The 15,841-nt window shown below is 64.5% G+C and carries 16 protein-coding genes, 1 tRNA gene and 1 pseudogene; 12 read left to right on the top strand and 6 right to left on the bottom strand.

Annotated elements, in window-relative coordinates; all coding sequences use genetic code 11:
* Position 1: 1 nt before the first annotated feature.
* Positions 2–703, bottom strand: a complete 702-nt coding sequence (locus B3K53_RS04515; protein ID WP_292082907.1) for an MBL fold metallo-hydrolase — start codon at positions 701–703, stop codon at positions 2–4.
* A gap of 169 nt (positions 704–872) precedes the next feature.
* Here B3K53_RS04515 and tig point away from each other — a divergent pair, with 169 nt between their 5' ends.
* The 4 genes from tig (at position 873) to B3K53_RS04495 (ending at position 4,466) form a co-directional block, all read left to right on the top strand.
* The gene (gene tig / locus B3K53_RS04510) at positions 873–2,216 is read left to right on the top strand and encodes a trigger factor (protein ID WP_292082906.1); all 1,344 of its coding nucleotides are present in this window, start codon (positions 873–875) and stop codon (positions 2,214–2,216) included.
* A gap of 160 nt (positions 2,217–2,376) precedes the next feature.
* Complete coding sequence (locus B3K53_RS04505; RefSeq protein WP_292082905.1) at positions 2,377–3,300, top strand: hypothetical protein; 924 nt, start codon at positions 2,377–2,379, stop codon at positions 3,298–3,300.
* A gap of 113 nt (positions 3,301–3,413) precedes the next feature.
* Positions 3,414–4,055 carry an ATP-dependent Clp protease proteolytic subunit gene (locus tag B3K53_RS04500; RefSeq protein ID WP_292082903.1) on the top strand — a complete coding sequence of 214 codons (642 nt, stop codon included), beginning with the start codon at positions 3,414–3,416 and terminating at the stop codon, positions 4,053–4,055.
* 90 nt (positions 4,056–4,145) lie between these two features.
* A complete protein-coding gene (locus tag B3K53_RS04495) occupies positions 4,146–4,466 on the top strand; it encodes a hypothetical protein (RefSeq protein ID WP_292082902.1) in 321 nt (106 codons plus the stop codon).
* Between the two features lie 17 nt (positions 4,467–4,483).
* Here the strand turns inward: B3K53_RS04495 and B3K53_RS04490 are convergent, their stop codons facing one another.
* On the bottom strand, positions 4,484–5,131 hold the full coding sequence (locus B3K53_RS04490; protein WP_292082901.1) for an HAD-IB family hydrolase: 648 nt from the start codon (positions 5,129–5,131) through the stop codon (positions 4,484–4,486).
* Positions 5,132–5,335: 204 nt separating this feature from the next.
* Between B3K53_RS04490 and clpX the strand changes: the two genes are divergently transcribed.
* The 4 genes from clpX to B3K53_RS04470 all read left to right on the top strand — a co-directional run bounded on the left by clpX (position 5,336) and on the right by B3K53_RS04470 (position 9,873).
* Complete coding sequence (gene clpX, locus B3K53_RS04485; RefSeq protein ID WP_207821894.1) at positions 5,336–6,604, top strand: ATP-dependent Clp protease ATP-binding subunit ClpX; 1,269 nt, start codon at positions 5,336–5,338, stop codon at positions 6,602–6,604.
* 356 nt (positions 6,605–6,960) lie between these two features.
* Positions 6,961–9,360 (top strand): endopeptidase La, encoded by a 2,400-nt coding sequence (gene lon / locus B3K53_RS04480; RefSeq protein ID WP_292082899.1) that lies wholly within the window; start codon positions 6,961–6,963, stop codon positions 9,358–9,360.
* 118 nt (positions 9,361–9,478) lie between these two features.
* Positions 9,479–9,754 carry an HU family DNA-binding protein gene (locus tag B3K53_RS04475; protein WP_292082898.1) on the top strand — a complete coding sequence of 92 codons (276 nt, stop codon included), beginning with the start codon at positions 9,479–9,481 and terminating at the stop codon, positions 9,752–9,754.
* Positions 9,755–9,796: 42 nt separating this feature from the next.
* Positions 9,797–9,873, top strand: a tRNA-Val gene (locus B3K53_RS04470).
* 210 nt (positions 9,874–10,083) lie between these two features.
* Here B3K53_RS04470 and B3K53_RS04465 read toward each other — a convergent pair.
* Positions 10,084–10,314, bottom strand: a complete 231-nt coding sequence (locus tag B3K53_RS04465) for a hypothetical protein (protein WP_292082897.1) — start codon at positions 10,312–10,314, stop codon at positions 10,084–10,086.
* Positions 10,315–10,749: 435 nt separating this feature from the next.
* On the opposite strand from B3K53_RS04465, the gene B3K53_RS04460 reads away from it, so the two are divergent.
* Together B3K53_RS04460 and B3K53_RS04455 are read left to right on the top strand one after the other, a co-directional pair.
* On the top strand, positions 10,750–11,442 hold the full coding sequence (locus B3K53_RS04460) for a pyridoxamine 5'-phosphate oxidase family protein (RefSeq protein ID WP_292082896.1): 693 nt from the start codon (positions 10,750–10,752) through the stop codon (positions 11,440–11,442).
* A gap of 314 nt (positions 11,443–11,756) precedes the next feature.
* Positions 11,757–11,972 (top strand): hypothetical protein, encoded by a 216-nt coding sequence (locus B3K53_RS04455; RefSeq protein ID WP_292082895.1) that lies wholly within the window; start codon positions 11,757–11,759, stop codon positions 11,970–11,972.
* A 112-nt stretch (positions 11,973–12,084) separates the two neighbouring features.
* Here B3K53_RS04455 and B3K53_RS04450 read toward each other — a convergent pair whose 3' ends face one another.
* Positions 12,085–12,930 (bottom strand): Crp/Fnr family transcriptional regulator, encoded by an 846-nt coding sequence (locus B3K53_RS04450; RefSeq protein WP_292082893.1) that lies wholly within the window; start codon positions 12,928–12,930, stop codon positions 12,085–12,087.
* A gap of 226 nt (positions 12,931–13,156) precedes the next feature.
* On the opposite strand from B3K53_RS04450, the gene B3K53_RS04445 reads away from it, so the two are divergent.
* Positions 13,157–13,927, top strand: coding sequence for a Crp/Fnr family transcriptional regulator (locus B3K53_RS04445; protein ID WP_292082892.1), 771 nt, complete (start codon positions 13,157–13,159; stop codon positions 13,925–13,927).
* Positions 13,928–14,195: 268 nt separating this feature from the next.
* Here the strand turns inward: B3K53_RS04445 and B3K53_RS04440 are convergent, their stop codons facing one another.
* Complete coding sequence (locus B3K53_RS04440; protein WP_292082891.1) at positions 14,196–14,939, bottom strand: Crp/Fnr family transcriptional regulator; 744 nt, start codon at positions 14,937–14,939, stop codon at positions 14,196–14,198.
* Positions 14,940–15,227: 288 nt separating this feature from the next.
* A pseudogene (locus B3K53_RS04435) lies at positions 15,228–15,385 on the bottom strand (DUF1328 domain-containing protein).
* A gap of 57 nt (positions 15,386–15,442) precedes the next feature.
* Here B3K53_RS04435 and B3K53_RS04430 point away from each other — a divergent pair.
* On the top strand, positions 15,443–15,793 hold the full coding sequence (locus B3K53_RS04430; RefSeq protein ID WP_292082890.1) for a TonB family protein: 351 nt from the start codon (positions 15,443–15,445) through the stop codon (positions 15,791–15,793).
* The last annotated feature ends 48 nt before the right edge of the window (positions 15,794–15,841 follow it).

Here is a 15,841-nt window from a genome sequence, read left to right as displayed (position 1 = left end):
ATCAGGACGGACCGCTCGCCGGACGGGCGATCGGCGCGCGCGACATGGCCTGATCCGAGACGTAGGGGTTGCTGCGTCGCTCGGCGCCGAAGGTCGAGTGGGAGCCGTGACCCGGTACGAAGGTCACGTCGTCGCCCAGAGGCCAGAGCTTTTGCGTGATGGCGTGCAGCAGGGCGCCGTGGTCGCTACGCGGGAAGTCGGTGCGGCCGATCGAGCCCTGGAACAGGACGTCGCCGACCTGAGCGAAGCGGGCCTCCCGGTTGAAGAAGACGACGTGGCCCGGGGTGTGGCCGGGGCAGTGGACGACCTCCCAGGTCGTTTCGCCCAGCGTCAGAACGTCGCCGTCGTTCAGGAAGCGCGTCGGGGTGAAGCTGCGCACGTCAGGCAGGCCGTACTTCTGACCCTGGGTGGGAATCAGATCGATCCAGAATTGGTCCTCGGCCTGGGGGCCGATGATGTCGACACCGGACTTTTCCTGCATCTCGGCGGCGGCGCCGGCGTGGTCGAGGTGGCCGTGGGTGATCCAGATGGCCTCCAGCGTCAGGCCGCGCCGCGCGATCTCGCCCAGAATTGCATCCACGGAGCCGCCGGGATCAATGACGGCGGCCTTGTTCGTCCTGGTGCACCAGACGGTCGTGCAGTTCTGCTGCAGCGGCGTGACGGGCGTGATGAAGACGCCGATGGGGGCAGGGGACTGGCTCATGGTTCTTCAGATAGCGAGGCGAAGACGCCAAAGGAACCCGCGTGCGTTGACCTTTCCGCCCCTTCTCGACATAAGGGCGGGCTTCGAGGAGCCGCTCCAAAAGGGCGGCCCTATTGCTTTATCCACCGCGCGCCGTCCGGCGTCGCCCCAGAGCGTCAGAATCCCGACCATGCAAGTCGTCGAAAAGTCGAACGAAGGCCTCAGCCGCGTGATCGCGGTGACCATCCCGGTAGCCGAGCTGAACGAAAAGCTTGAAGCGCGCATCAAGGAAGTCGCGCCCCAGATGAAGCTCAAGGGCTTCCGTCCGGGCAAGGTGCCGGCCGCCCACGTCAAGAAGACCTTCGGCCGTGACTTCATGGGCGAAATCATCAACGCCTCGCTGAACGAAACCAGCCAGAAGGCCCTGGACGAAGCCAAGATCCGCCCGGCCGCCCCGGCCGAGATGAAGCTGATCTCGGACATGGACAAGGTCATCGCCGGTCAGGAAGACCTGGCCTATGAAATGTCGCTGGAAGTCATGCCCGACTTCACCCCGGTCGACCCCAAGACCCTGAAGCTGGAGCGTCCGACCTACACCGCTTCGGACGAGGACTTGGACGAAGCCCTGAAGGAACTGGCCTCGCAGGCCAAGACCTACGAAGACAAGACCGGCAAGTCGGTCAAGGCCGCCGAAGGCGACCAACTGACCATCGACTTCGTCGGCAAGCTGGACGGTGAAGTGTTCGAAGGCGGCTCCGCCGAGGACGCCGACCTGGTGATCGGTTCGAACCGCTTCATCCCGGGCTTCGAAGAGCAGCTGAAGGGCGCCAAGGTCGGCGAAGAGAAGACCATCGAGGTCACCTTCCCGGAAGAATATCAGGCCAAGAACCTGGCCGGCAAAGCCGCCACGTTCGACGTCAAGGTCAAGGCCATCAAGGCCGAGGCCGAAGCCAAGATCGACGATGAGTTCGCCACCCGCATCGGCCTGGAGTCGCTGGACAAGCTGAAAGAACTGCTGAAGGCCAACCTGGACCAGCAGTACGCCGGCGCCGCCCGCTTCAAGCTGAAGCGCGCCCTGCTGGACCAACTGGACGAAGCCCACGACTTCGCCCTGCCGCCGAAGATGGTGGACGCCGAGTTCGAAGGCATCTGGGCCCAGGTGTCGGCTGACAAGGATGCCGGCCGTCTGCCGGAAGAGGACGCCAAGAAGTCGGAAGACGAACTGAAGGCCGAGTACAAGAAGATCGCCGAGCGCCGCGTGCGCCTGGGTCTGGTGCTGGCCGAAATCGGTCGCGCCAACAATGTCGGCGTGACGGACCAGGAACTGTCGGGCGCCATCATGGCCGAAGCCCGCAACTACCCGGGTCAGGAAAAGATGGTTCTGGACTTCTATCGCCAGAACCCGAACGCCGCCGCCCAGCTGCGCGCGCCCATCTATGAAGAGAAGGTCGTCGACCTGATCGTCGGCGTCGCCGAGGTCACCGACAAGCCGATCTCGAAGGAAGAGCTGCTGAAGGAAGAAGACGAGGGATAAGCCCCTCTTCGCCAACTGCAGATGATGAACAGGCCCTCGCGTTTCGGCGCGAGGGCTTTTTCATGGGTTCTGACCAAGAATTAATCTGTGCGTCGCCCGGAGCCTCATTCCGGCCTGCATGCTGATTTCAGTAACGTAACAACGAAATCCGGAGGCGGTAATGGGTGCAGTGTTCGCAGCGGGCCTGATGAGCATGACGATGATGATCGCGCCTGCCGATCGAGCGCAGTCACAGCAAGCCGATGGAGTCCAGGCCACGACCGAACTTGAGGATGTCGTGGTGCGGGGGCGTCGTCTGGACGAGCAGGTGCAGGGCTTTATTGACGAGGTCTCTGCTCCGCCGGTCGGGCGTGGACCCGCGAGATGGCAGGACAACATCTGTGTCGGCGTGGCCAATCTAAGGGGCGAGGCGGCGCAGTACCTCGCGGACCGCGTTTCTGAAGTGGCGACGGAAATCGGCCTCGAACCCGGGGAGCCGGGCTGTCGGCCCAACATCCTGATTATCGGAACGGATGACGGCCCCGCGATGGCGCGAGGGCTGGTCGAGGCCCGTCGCAACGTCTTCTGGCCGGGCGGGGCGGGCATGAGCCGCAGCCGGGCCGCGCTCGAGGCCTTTCAGAGCAATACGGACCCCGTGCGCTGGTGGCATATCAGTGTGCCGGTCGACTCCCAGACGGGTGCGGTCGCCGTCCGGCTGCCCGGAGAGAGTGCGCCGATGGTCGCCAAGACGACGTCCGGTCGCCTGCGCACGACGATCCGGAACGACTTGAGCCGCGTCATCATCATCGTGGACATGGCCCGGGCCGATGGTCTGGATATGCGTCAGATCGCTGACTATGCCGCCATGGTGGCGTTCTCGCAGGTCGATCCGGATGCTGACACCCAGGGCTACGATTCCATCCTCAACCTGTTCCGAAATCCGCAGCAGACTCCGGGCCTGAGCGACTGGGATATGGCCTATCTGAAGGCCCTTTATGGTGCCGAGCTCAATCAAGCATCGGCGAGGCATCAGGCCGGCGAGATCCAGGGGCTGATGGCGCGGGATCAGAAGCGCGCTCAAGCGGCGGTTGCTGAATCCGATTGAGCGAGCGCAGAAGCAGCCGTCGCGACCCTTGCGCCGTGCGCTTCGGGTGGTGATATCTTGGCGACTAAGGTCGCGGCAGCGAGTCGCGCCGGCAGAATTCGAAAAAGGCCTTCATGCGCGATCCGATCGACTACATCTCCAACAACCTGGTGCCGATGGTGGTGGAGCAATCCAGCCGCGGCGAACGGTCGTTCGACATCTTTTCGCGCCTGCTGCGCGAGCGGATCATCTTCCTGACCGGCCCGTTCGAGGACGGCATGGCCTCGCTGATCTGCGCCCAGCTGCTGTTCCTGGAATCGGAAAACCCGAAGAAGGAAATCAGCATGTACATCAACAGCCCCGGCGGTCAGGTGACCTCGGCGCTCGCGATCTACGACACCATGCAATACATCAAGTCGCCGGTCTCGACCGTGGTCATGGGCATGGCCGCCTCGGCCGGTTCGCTGATCCTGACGGCCGGTGAAGCCGGCCAGCGCATCGCCCTGCCGAACGCGCGGGTCATGGTGCACCAGCCCTCGGGCGGCTTCCGCGGCACGGCCTCGGACATCGAGCGCCACGCCGAGGACATCATCGCCACCAAGCGTCGCCTGAACGAGATCTATGTCCACCACACGGGCCGGACCTATGAAGAAGTCGAGCGCACGCTGGACCGCGACCACTTCATGACCGCCGAGGAAGCCAAGGCCTGGGGCATCGTCGATCACGTCTACGACAAGCGTACCGAGGCCGACGCGGACGGCGTCAAGGCCCCCTGAGCCTGAGCTTCAGGACCTGAGATGAGCGAGGCGGGGTCTGGCGACGGGCTCCGCCTCGAATCGTTTCAGGGCGCGTGCTATCAGGCGCTCATGCAGTACACGCGCGATTCCAAAGGCACCGTCGAAGTCGACGGCGACATCTATGAGTGGGAGATCCGCCGACAGCCCCAGCCCAAGTCGGGCGGGCAGTGGGAGGGCATGGCCGTCACCCTGTGCCTGGTCGACTTCAAGCGCGAAGCCATCATCCAGTTCCCGCCGCCGCTGCGCCCCAATGGCCGGCCGGATGTCGAGAAGCAGCGGGTCAACGTCGACGCCGTTCGCAACGCCGTGATCTCGTCGATGGAGGCGGGGTGGAATCCCACCTCGCGCGGCAAGCCCATGGTCTTCGATGTGGACGCCGACGGTCACTGACCGCAACGGCCTCGCGATCAGGGGCGGCCGGTGAAGACGCGGAAGCCCTTTTCCCCGGCGATGGCGATCATCTCGGTGTCGCCGGAGGTGTCGCCATAGGCGGCGGCCAGCGTCATGTCGTCGCCATAGGCCGCGCGCAGGCGGCGCACCTTTTCCTCGCCCCGGCAGTTCTCTCCCACGAAGGCGCCGGTGACGCGGTCCTGAGCATCAAAGACAAGCTGCGTGCCGAGCAGACCCTCGGCCCCCAGGCGGCGTGCGAAGGGGGCGACGGTCGTTTCGGGCGAGGCGGTGACGATGACACGGTGCGCGCCTTTCTCGCCCCAGGCCTTCCAGCAGGCGAGGGCGTCGGGGCGCATGAAGCGGTCCCAGACCTGATCGGCGTAGCGCTCGGCCTCGGCCTCCAGCGCCGTGCGCTCCAGGCCGTGCAGGAATTCACGCACCGAGGCGGCCTTGATGCGTCCCCGGTCGCGGTCGCTGATGTAGGCGGCCAGCGCCGGAGCCATCTTTGCCAGACCGATCGCCCAGCCCGCCGCGCCCGCCCGCCAGCGCAGGAAGGCGGTGAAGCTGTCGCGAATCGTCAGGGTGCCGTCGAAGTCGAAAGCGACGATCGGGCGCTCCCCAACGGGGGACTGGCGAAACGAGTGTGCGGCGCCCATGTCAGACATTAGCCGTGATCCCCATAGAAACTGTTCGGTCCGTACCTGTTCGCGACACTTCAATGCGTTGTCGCGTCGCAACAGGCTTGTGGCGGAACGTGTGATGGGTGATTGTCTTTTTTTGAAGACCTTCGTGCATAGATTCACGGATCAGTTGCGAAGGAAGCGCCTTTCGTCCCATGTCGGGCCGGATCGCGGGAGTGAGAAGGGTCTATGACCAAAGCCGCCGGCACCGACGCCAAAAGCACCCTGTATTGCTCGTTCTGCGGAAAGAGCCAGCATGAGGTCCGCAAGCTGATTGCGGGACCGACGGTGTTCATCTGCGATGAATGCGTCGAACTGTGCATGGATATCATCCGCGAAGAGCACAAGATCGCCTTCAAGACGACCAAGGACGGCGTTCCGACTCCGAAGGAGATTCGCGACGTTCTGGACGACTATGTGATCGGGCAGAGCCACGCCAAGAAGGTGCTGAGCGTCGCCGTTCACAACCACTACAAGCGCCTGAACCACGCGACGAAGAACAACGACGTCGAGCTGGCCAAGTCGAACATCATGCTGATCGGGCCGACCGGCTCGGGCAAGACGCTGCTGGCCCAGACGCTGGCGCGCATCATCGACGTGCCCTTCACGATGGCCGACGCCACGACCCTGACTGAAGCCGGTTATGTCGGTGAAGACGTCGAGAACATCATCCTGAAGCTGCTGCAGGCCTCGGACTACAACGTCGAGCGGGCCCAGCGGGGCATCGTCTACATCGACGAAATCGACAAGATCTCGCGCAAGTCCGACAACCCGTCGATCACCCGCGACGTGTCGGGCGAGGGCGTGCAGCAGGCCTTGCTGAAGATCATGGAAGGCACTGTCGCCTCCGTGCCTCCGCAAGGCGGCCGCAAGCATCCGCAGCAGGAATTCCTGCAGGTCGACACCGCCAACATCCTGTTCATCGTCGGCGGCGCCTTCGCCGGCCTGGAGAAGGTGATCTCGGCGCGCGGCGAGGGGGCCTCGATCGGCTTCGGCGCCAAGGTCAAGGAGATCGACGAGCGCCGCACCGGCGAGATTCTGAAGCAGGTCGAGCCTGACGATCTGATGCGCTTTGGCCTGATCCCCGAGTTCATCGGCCGTCTGCCGGTTCTGGCGACGCTTGAGGACCTGGACGAGACGGCGCTGATCAAGATCCTGACTGAGCCGAAGAACGCCTTGGTCAAGCAGTACAAGCGTCTGTTCGAGATGGAGAACGTGACGCTGACCTTCACCGACGACGCCCTGTCGGCGGTGGCCAAGAAGGCGATCACCCGCAAGACCGGCGCCCGCGGCCTGCGTTCCATTCTGGAAGGCATCCTGCTGGAGACCATGTTCGAACTGCCGACCTTCGAAGGCGTTGAAGAGGTTGTGGTCAACGCCGAGGTGATCGAGGGCCGCGCCCAGCCGCTGCTGATTTACTCGGAAGCCTCCAAGAAGAAGGCCGACGGCGCCGCCTGAGGCTGACGCTTGTCACAGACGCAGGGGGCGGTCCGGCGACGGGCCGCCCCTTTCGCTTCGTCCTCTGATGAAACGGCGCCACAGGGGGCTTGGGCGCGAAATCGCCGCAAGAACGGCGTGACGGCACGATCTGACCGGGTTCGATGAGAGCGCAGGGCGGGCCGTTCAGCGTCACCGCCATTTCACGCTTCTGTGGGCCTTGCGTCCGCTACGCTTGAACACGGCGTTCGCAGCGCCACATACTCATACGAAAGCCGCCGATAATGGCGGGCTGAGTCGAGACGTCGACGCATTCGCGCCGAGACGGGTCGGTTCAGTGGGCCGGAGATCCACGAAGGCCCTGGAAAGTACGCATCATGACCGAGAGCAAAATCCTCCCCGTCCTGCCGCTGAGAGACATCGTGGTCTTTCCGCACATGGTCGTGCCGCTGTTCGTAGGACGCGAAAAGTCCGTGCGGGCGCTGGACGAGATCATGAAGGGCGACAAGCAGATCCTGCTCGCCACCCAGAAGAACTCCGTCGACGACGATCCTGCGCCCGACGCCATCTATCAGACCGGCGTGCTGGCCACGGTTCTGCAACTGCTGAAGCTGCCCGACGGCACCGTGAAGGTGCTGGTCGAGGGTAAGGGGCGCGCCCACCTGACGCGCTTCACCGACCGTGAGGATTATTACGAGGCCGAGGCCGTCGAGATCGCCGACGAGGAAGGCGACGCCTCGCAGAGCGAGGCCCTTCTGCGCGCGGTGATCGAGCAGTTTGAAAACTACGTGAAGCTGAACAAGAAGGTCCCGCCCGAGGCCCTCAGCTCCATCCCGCAGATCAGCGATCCGTCCAAACTGGCGGACAGCGTGGCCGCGCACCTGTCGGTGAAGATCATCGACAAGCAGGGCCTGTTGGAAACCATCGCCGTCCCGGCGCGCCTGGAGAAGGTCTATGGCCTGATGGAGGGCGAGATCAGCGTCCTTCAGGTCGAGAAGAAGATCCGCTCGCGCGTGAAGCGCCAGATGGAGAAGACCCAGCGCGAATATTATCTGAACGAGCAGATGAAGGCGATCCAGCGCGAGCTGGGTGAGACCGACGACACGCGCGACGAACTGCTGGAACTCGAAAAGCGCATCCGCAAGACCAAGCTGTCCAAGGAAGCGCGCGCCAAGGCCGAGGCGGAGCTGAAGAAGCTGCGCAACATGTCGCCGATGTCGGCGGAATCGACCGTGGTGCGCAACTACCTCGACTGGCTGCTGTCCGTGCCGTGGGGCAAGGCCAAGACCAAGCCCATCGACCTGCAGAAGGCCGAGGACATTCTTGAGGAGGACCACTACGGCCTCGAGAAGGTCAAGGAACGGATCATCGAGTATCTGGCCGTCCAGGCGCGCACTGGCAGCCTGAAGGGCCCGATCCTGTGCCTCGTTGGTCCTCCCGGCGTCGGCAAGACCTCGCTGGCCCAGTCCATCGCCAAGGCGACCGGGCGGGAATATGTGCGCATGTCCCTGGGTGGCGTGCGTGATGAGTCCGAAATCCGCGGCCACCGCCGGACCTATATCGGCTCCATGCCCGGCAAGATCATCCAGTCGATGAAGAAGGCGAAAACGACCAACGCCTTCGTCCTGCTGGACGAGATCGACAAGCTGGGTTCCGACTGGCGCGGCGATCCGTCCTCGGCTCTGCTGGAGGTGCTGGACCCGGCCCAGAACTCGACCTTCGGCGACCACTATCTGGAGGTCGACTACGACCTGTCGCAGGTCATGTTCGTGACGACAGCCAACAGCCTGAACATGCCTCAGCCCCTGATGGACCGGATGGAGATCATCCGGGTCAGCGGCTACACCGAGGACGAGAAGGTCGAGATCGCCAAGCGCCACGTCCTGCCCAAGCAGCTCAAGGACCACGGCCTGAAGGAAGGCGAGCTGATCGTTCCGGAAGAGACGATCCGCGACCTGATCCGCTACTACACGCGCGAAGCCGGCGTGCGTTCGCTGGAACGCGCCCTGGGCGGTCTGGCCCGCAAGGCCGTGCGCGAGATGGCCAAGACCAAGGCCGTATCGATCACCGTGGACGCGGCCAAGCTGGCTGAATATGCGGGCGTCAAGAAGTTCCGCTATGGCGAGACGGACGCCGAGGATCAGGTTGGCATCGTCACCGGTCTGGCCTGGACCGAGTTCGGCGGCGACATCCTGACCATCGAGGCGATCAAGATGCCGGGCCGCGGCCGCATGACCGTGACCGGCAACCTGAAGGAGGTGATGAAGGAGTCGATCTCCGCCGCCGCCTCCTATGTTCGCAGCCGCGCCCTCAGCTTCGGCGTCAAGCCGCCGGTGTTCGAGAAGACCGACATCCACGTCCACGTGCCGGACGGCGCCACGCCCAAGGACGGCCCCTCGGCCGGCGTGGCCATGACCGTGGCCATGGTCTCGGTCCTGACCGGCATCCCGATCCGCAAGGACATCGCCATGACCGGCGAGATCACCCTGCGCGGCCGGGTGACCGCCATCGGCGGCCTGAAGGAGAAGCTTCTGGCGGCCCTGCGCTCCGGCGTGAAGACGGTGCTGATCCCTCAGGAGAACGAGAAGGACCTTGAGGATGTGCCGGCCAATGTGAAGTCGGCGCTGGAGATCGTGCCGATCTCGACCGCCGACGAGGCGCTGAAGTGGGCCCTGACCGGCACGCTGACGCCGGTGGAGTGGGACGAGGCGGCCGAGCCGCTGCTGCCCGCGCCGCAGGCTCCGTCGACGCCGGACGGCGCCGCCGTCAGCCACTAGGTCCGACAATCTGATCGACAGCGCGCGGCCCGGGCAACCCCGGGCCGCGTTGCTTTTGACCTCAGCGTCAGGAAGGCCTTAAGTGCGCCCCGGGGAATTTTGCTGGGGAGCAGAAACGATGAACAAGACCGAGTTGATCGGCGTCATGGCCGACGCGGCGGGCATCAGTCGTGACCAGGCCAAGCTGGCGCTGGAGGCCTTCACCGACAACGTGACCGCATCTCTGACCAAGGGCCGCGACGTGCGCCTGGTTGGTTTCGGCAGCTTCATCGCCGTCGAGCGCAAGGCCGGAACCGCCCGCAATCCGCAGACCGGCGAGGCCATCGCCCGCCCGGCGTCGCGCACCGCCCGCTTCCGGGTTGGGGAAGGATTGAAAAGCGCCTTGAACGGCTGACCAGAGACGGGCATGAAGCGCGCCTGACGCGCAACGTCATGAGGGCGGCTAGCTCAGCTGGTCAGAGCATCTCGTTTACACCGAGAGGGTCGGCGGTTCGAACCCGTCGCCGCCTACCATTTTTTCCATAAAATACAGTGAGTTGTCGGAAATCTGGCGGCGTCAAATGTTCCGAGCTCGGATCAATTTGGGGCGAGGGGCAATAGGGGGGCATTTCTGCGGATTTCGCTGAAATGGCCTGAAATGGTTCTGGTCGCTCGAGGCCGGTTTGGACCCCAAGCGATCAGCGCTTGATGGTATTTTCGCATGAAGGGTTGTTGGGGCGTCGACTAGACGCCCGAGCCTGATCCATCGGCCCCGTCGAACCCAGCCGTGACGATTGCTGCAGGGATCGAGGCCACGATTTCTTCACCGTGGATCACATGCACCATGAAGGCGCTGGCGTGCCGCGCCATCAACCGCTTGGCTTCGCTTGTGGCGGCCTGGGCGCATTCGGCTTCCAGGACCTCGAGGTGCGAGGGTGTCGGGCCACCAGTTTCGATCAAGCAGAAATAGACCACGGCAAGTCTCTCAGACCAAAAGGCGGGAGTTTGCGGCGTGCGCTACCGATCTCTTCCAGTCGCAGGCGCCCGGATGATCTCGGCCTGCAATGCATCATGGCTACACTGAATAATGCCTGTGCGTCCTAACCTATGTTGGTCGCCATATTTCCCTTCCGTGTTTCAGTCCGCTGTCGTGAAGGCTGGGGTCGGTTTTCCAGGCTCGGCGGTGGGGCAGGTCTTCCCAACCCCTTCGCGCGTTTCGCAAGGCTCCGGGAGTGTCGATGAAGCGTTCTGGATGCAAGCTGCTGATCCTCATGATTTGCGCTACCGCCATCTTCACTCTGGTTAGCCTTGGCGTCCTCGCCCAAGGCATTGTTGCCTTGGGGTGAGAACTGCGCACCGGCCGCGCTCCTCGCCGACGGTCGTCGCTGGCTGGGGGACGCATAAGACTGGATGAACTTCGTGCTCTTCGGCCTTGGTGTTCTGTTCACGAAAGGCGTCCTTTGGACAGGCAAAGACGGTGGAGACCGCGCGATGGCCATGGTGGCGCGCAGGCGGCGCCGGGGCGAGGCCGCTGTGCCGCCTTGTGTGCTCAGGAACCTGTTTCCGGCCGATCGGTTGATCGCTGACAAAAGGAGACGTTTCATGAGTGATCATCTGACTCCAGCCGAGGCGGAGACGGCGTTTTGGAAAAGCCTCAAGCAGTCCAACACGGGCATGCTGGGGATCGAACGACCGGGGTATCATCACCAGCCGATGACTGGATTTGGCGAGCCCGAAACCGGGACGATCTGGTTTTTCACGCGCAACGACACGGACTTCGCGCGAGATGTCGCCGCCGGCGGTCAGATGGGAATGTTCTGCTACCAGGCCAGGGACGAGAAGCTTCAGGCCTGTATTCACGGGAGGCTGGCGATCGATCTGGATCGCGAGCGCATCGACCGATTCTGGAACCCGGTCGTTGCGGCCTGGTATCCCGATGGAAAGGCCGATCCGCATCTGACGCTCATACGCTTTGATGGCGATGACGGGCGGGTCTGGGTTTCGGACGCGGGTGTGCTCGGCTTCGGTTACCAGATCCTCAAGGCAAACCTGACCAAGAGCACGCCTGACGCTGGCGAGGTAGCGGACGTCAATCTGGGCTGACAAACCGTCGCATATTTAAAGATGGGGGCGGATCGTCGGGTTGGGCGTCCCTGCTTGAGGGAGCGTTCGCACCCTGGCCTGATCCCTGACCTGTTCAGTCAGGGGGCGGGTTTACGACCGCGTGCCGGACAGGCCAGAGACCAAGTCAATAAGCACGGGCGAAGGTTCAAATCGCGCCCCTTTTCGGTTTCGAGGTCGGGCGCCTGCAACGCGGTAGGGTTCCAAAGGACCAGGACCTGACCTTGCGGGCCTGCGCGATCCGCTCCCGGGAACCGTAGCGCTCGGCTTTCGCTCTCTCTGGCCACGGAGGAAACATGAACCAGATCCATGTCATCGAGCGGGCCTTTCAGATCGCCGACGAAAACCGCGCCTGCATCAAGATCTCCGATCTCCATGAAGCCCTGGTGCGCGAGGGCTACACGATCACCGATCTCATGCATCTGCAGGGCTGGACCATCCGCGAGCAGTTGCGGACTCGAATGAAGGCGCGCGCGGCGGCCCGCCCGGGGCTGTGCACGGCCACGGCCTGACGTCTTTCACTCCGGGGCGAAGATCGCGGGGCGTCGAGCAAGGGCCTTCAAGGGGGCGAGGTCTGGGGACGCTGAGCCGGGTTGGGGTTGGCGCGCCGCTTTTGGTCGCCCCCTAGCCGGCGCGCGCCAATGGAGCCAAGGCGACCACGCCCCCCGGCGCGGAGAGGTCGTGAGACGGTGAACCGGGATGCGCGGGCGACCAGGAGACGGCTTCCGCATCGAGGCCTGGACTCCTTACCGCCGGCCGGGAGGCCGCAGAGGCCGGCGCGACAGCTTCGCCGCAACCGCAAGAGGCCTGACGCAGGCCGTCGAGGTTGAGCACCTGGACCCTTCCTCGCCCGAAACGCACGAGGTCCTGACTCTGAAGACGGGCGGCGGCGGCGTTGACGCTCGTTCTCTGGACCCCAAGCATCCCCCCGAAATCCGCCTGGGTGAGAAGGAGCGGCGCGCCGTTTCCGCCGCAGTGAAGGCGAACCAGCCATTTGGCCAGCCTTTCAGGCACCAGGTGCGAGGCGTTGCACGCCGCCTCCGTCGCCAGGGCGTCAAGACGGGCCGTCGCATGACGCGCCACGAGACGGGTCAGCCATTCCCGGCCCATGGCCTCTACGAGGGGAGCGGCGGCGACACGGCAGACGATGGTGTCGATCAGGGCTCGCGCCTCCGGGCGACGGGCCCCCGGCTCAAGAGCCTGGTCCCAGCCGTGGACGGACCCGGCTGTCACCGCCGCCACGCAAATGCGGCCGCCGCCCGGGAAGAGGCCGACCACGCCGGAGAGAATGAAATAGAGCCCGCCGTCGTTCGGCAGGACCTCGCCGGCCGCCAGCGACGCCATTCGACCACCGGCCTCTATCCGGGCTTGGGCGTCAGCGGGCAGGGCCTGGAATACCGGGTGATCCTGAACCTCAAGACGAGAGCGAGGGGAAGAGGCCATGGCTGTCAGGCCGGTCCTAGTCTGCATGCCGCACTCCTAAGAGGGGGAGTGTGGCCCATGGCGGGGCGGTCGCCACTTACATGGGTTAGGAGGCCTAGGGGCCGGTTGAACGCGTACGCCTGCGACCCTGGTGAACCGGGATCGTCTCGGCCCGGGGACGGTTCACCGCCTGGCCCGGGTAAGGCGCCGCTTCGGCGTCGGTTGAACGGCGGAGGCGGCGCGCCGTGCAGCGGAGGAACCGGGCGAGGGCTGGATGGTTTTGCAAGCGTTGCCGCAATGGGCGGCGCGGACTCTGGAGGTCATCCTGATCAGTCCCCTGATCGACAAGCTGTCGCGTCGAGATTTCATCTCTGACGAGGAAAAGGCCGTTCTGGCGGACGTGGTCGCGCCGCCAGTCACCTTGAAGGCCGGCGACAACATCGTCGAACAATATGATCGCCCGTCCCGCAGCACGCTTCTGCTTGAAGGCTTCGCGGCGCGATATGTCGTGCTGATGAACGGCGCCCGCCAGATCACGGAACTCAACGTCCCGGGCGACTTCGTCGACCTCCATAGCCTGCTGATGAGTCCGATGGATCATGGCGTGATCTGTCTGACGGACTGCAAGGTGGGCTATTGCCCCCACGAGGCCCTGCGCTTCATTTCCCAGACCCAACCCCATCTGACGCGCCTTCTGTGGTTGGAGACCCTCATCGACGCCGCCGTGCACCGCCAATGGCTGGCGGGTTTGGGGCGGCGCACCGCTTTCGCTCGGTTCGCCCACTTCCTGTGCGAGGTCTATCTTCGCCTGTCCTCCGTGGAACGGGCGGAGGGACATCGGATGGTGCTGCCTCTCAGCCAGGCCATACTCGCCGACGTGCTTGGCCTCTCGGCCGTCCACGTCAACAGGTCCGTGGCCCAGCTCCGCGCCGACGGCCTTGTCGAATGGAGGGGGCGCAACATCAGGATCCTGGACTGGGACCGGCTGGTGCGGGTGGCGGAGTTCGATCCGACCTATCTGCGCCTGGGGCGCGATCCGGTCTGAGCCTGTCTAAGGCGGCACGGCGAGAGGTCCCCCCGGCCGCGTTCCTCAGTGACGCCCGGTGCGTCGGGGCCAATGGGGATGGTGCAGGCGTCGGGACGTCCGCATGTCGGGCGTCCGGCCTAGCAAGATGGCGACGAGGCGCCGCCACAGTTCCTCAGGTCGAGGCATGACCGGCCTCCTCGGCAAGGGCGCACTCTGATCCTGCTCCGAGCAAGATCAAATAACATGGGTTAACCCTGCGGCGGATGAGAGGGTCTCTAGCCCGCCATCAGAGGCTTGGTCCGCAGTCGGCGCTCAGGTTGGCGGCCTGGGCCAGGCTCGTGAGGTTCTGAAGCACCGCCCGCCCCGCTCGGTAGTCGACCAGGGCGTTGCGCCTGAGCTGCTGCAGGGTCCGGTTCATGTGCACCGCGCTGAGGCCCAGGATATCGGCGAGAATATCCTGGGTCAGAGGAAGATGGAGCACCCCCGCCACGACAGGACCCAGACGCGCCTGGCGTTCGTGGAGCTCCAGCAGGAGGTGGGCTGTGCGTTCGTAGGCGCTAAGCCGACCAAGCCTTATCACTTGGCGCGCCATGCGCAGGCGTTCGGCCGTGCGGTAATGCCTCCAGGCCTCCAGCAACGGCGCGCTCTGTGTGCGTAACTCGGACATGCCGGTCCAGAAGGCGGTGCCGTCGATCGTCACGACGTCCGTCAGGGCCCAGACCAGCATGTCGGTGTCGACGGCGCCCGATGCGACAATCATCTCGCCGGGGAGATTGAGGCCCACGATCTGACGACGTCCGTCCTCCAGCATGGCGCCGCGCGCGGCCCAGCCCTTGAAGACCAGTCTGGCTTCATTGCGCTCCGGAGCCAGGATGACCGGCGTTCCCGCCGCATGGGTCTGAAGCGCGCCGGTGAAGCAGTCCCGGATGTAGGCGATGTCGTCGGCGCCGAGCGGCCCGAAACTGGACAGCATCCGCTCAAGCGACGCGGTGTGACGAGTTTCGAGATGGGTTTCCGACTGATTCTTCATGGCCTTAGACCAACAGCATGGCTTCGGCGTTTTTGTTCTTCACATAGGTTGGTTTCGCGCGACTTGGCGCGCGGCACTGGAGGCCCGGGCTCGATAGCAGAACCCTCCGGCCTTATGCATATGTCGGCTCTCCGTACCCGTCCGCTGTGAGGCGGCGGACGGGGAGGCGGGCGCATCACACGGTCTCGCGCTCGCCAGCCCGATGTCTCCAGGGATTCGCGGACGAGCCTGGCCGCCATGTCCCCGATGAGATCAGGAGTTTGCGCCATCGACGGCCAAGGCTGTCCGTCAGGTGACTTTCTTCGCGGCCGTGAAGCCCAGGAACAGGAAGACTATGAAGACAGTCAAGGCGAGGAATCTGGCGATCCCCCCGCGGTCCCGGCGATTCCGCCGAACCCGAGAAGTCCGGCGACGATGGCGATGACGAGAGACGGCGGCTGCTGCAAACGCCAGCTCGCGCTGCGGCTCCGACCTACGCTTGGACGTGGCCGATGGCCGGGGCGTTGGAACAGATCGCGACCCGCCTGGTTAAAGAAGCGGAGGGTGTTGCAATGATGATCCTAGTCTTGACCGCGGCCATCCTGCTGGATGCGTCGCCGAAGATCGACCGTCTCCCGAAGAGTGAAAAAGCCGTGGCCGCTCAGCATGACGCGCCGGCCCCGCTTCTGACTGTAGCGGTGACCCTCGAGTGCACCGCGCGGGCCGCCGGGCGGGTCGAGGATTGCCGCGTCCTGGGCGAGACCCACCCTGGTCTCGGCTTTGGCGAAGCGGCCATAGCCCTGATGCGTGACGCCGAGGTCGAGCCGGGCCCCAAGGATTATCAGTTCGCCCGCACGATCCAGTTCACGCCCTGAGCTGATTGCTTTGCCGGCGCACGCCGCTCAGGCGTGAGACCGATGGCC

Source organism: Brevundimonas sp. UBA7506 (assembly GCF_002479495.1).
GTDB lineage: Bacteria > Pseudomonadota > Alphaproteobacteria > Caulobacterales > Caulobacteraceae > Brevundimonas.
This window is presented reverse-complemented; position numbering and strand designations above follow the sequence as displayed.

Excerpts from the sequence above, each read along its gene's own strand:
- B3K53_RS04515 (WP_292082907.1), bottom strand. The coding sequence starts at position 703 with ATGAGCCAGTCCCCTGCCCCCATCGGCGTCTTCATCACGCCCGTCACG.
- tig (WP_292082906.1), top strand. The coding sequence starts at position 873 with ATGCAAGTCGTCGAAAAGTCGAACGAAGGCCTCAGCCGCGTGATCGCG.
- B3K53_RS04505 (WP_292082905.1), top strand. The coding sequence starts at position 2,377 with ATGGGTGCAGTGTTCGCAGCGGGCCTGATGAGCATGACGATGATGATC.
- B3K53_RS04500 (WP_292082903.1), top strand. The coding sequence starts at position 3,414 with ATGCGCGATCCGATCGACTACATCTCCAACAACCTGGTGCCGATGGTG.
- B3K53_RS04495 (WP_292082902.1), top strand. The coding sequence starts at position 4,146 with ATGCAGTACACGCGCGATTCCAAAGGCACCGTCGAAGTCGACGGCGAC.
- B3K53_RS04490 (WP_292082901.1), bottom strand. The coding sequence starts at position 5,131 with ATGTCTGACATGGGCGCCGCACACTCGTTTCGCCAGTCCCCCGTTGGG.
- clpX (WP_207821894.1), top strand. The coding sequence starts at position 5,336 with ATGACCAAAGCCGCCGGCACCGACGCCAAAAGCACCCTGTATTGCTCG.
- lon (WP_292082899.1), top strand. The coding sequence starts at position 6,961 with ATGACCGAGAGCAAAATCCTCCCCGTCCTGCCGCTGAGAGACATCGTG.
- B3K53_RS04475 (WP_292082898.1), top strand. The coding sequence starts at position 9,479 with ATGAACAAGACCGAGTTGATCGGCGTCATGGCCGACGCGGCGGGCATC.
- B3K53_RS04460 (WP_292082896.1), top strand. The coding sequence starts at position 10,750 with ATGAACTTCGTGCTCTTCGGCCTTGGTGTTCTGTTCACGAAAGGCGTC.
- B3K53_RS04455 (WP_292082895.1), top strand. The coding sequence starts at position 11,757 with ATGAACCAGATCCATGTCATCGAGCGGGCCTTTCAGATCGCCGACGAA.
- B3K53_RS04450 (WP_292082893.1), bottom strand. The coding sequence starts at position 12,930 with ATGCAGACTAGGACCGGCCTGACAGCCATGGCCTCTTCCCCTCGCTCT.
- B3K53_RS04445 (WP_292082892.1), top strand. The coding sequence starts at position 13,157 with ATGGTTTTGCAAGCGTTGCCGCAATGGGCGGCGCGGACTCTGGAGGTC.
- B3K53_RS04440 (WP_292082891.1), bottom strand. The coding sequence starts at position 14,939 with ATGAAGAATCAGTCGGAAACCCATCTCGAAACTCGTCACACCGCGTCG.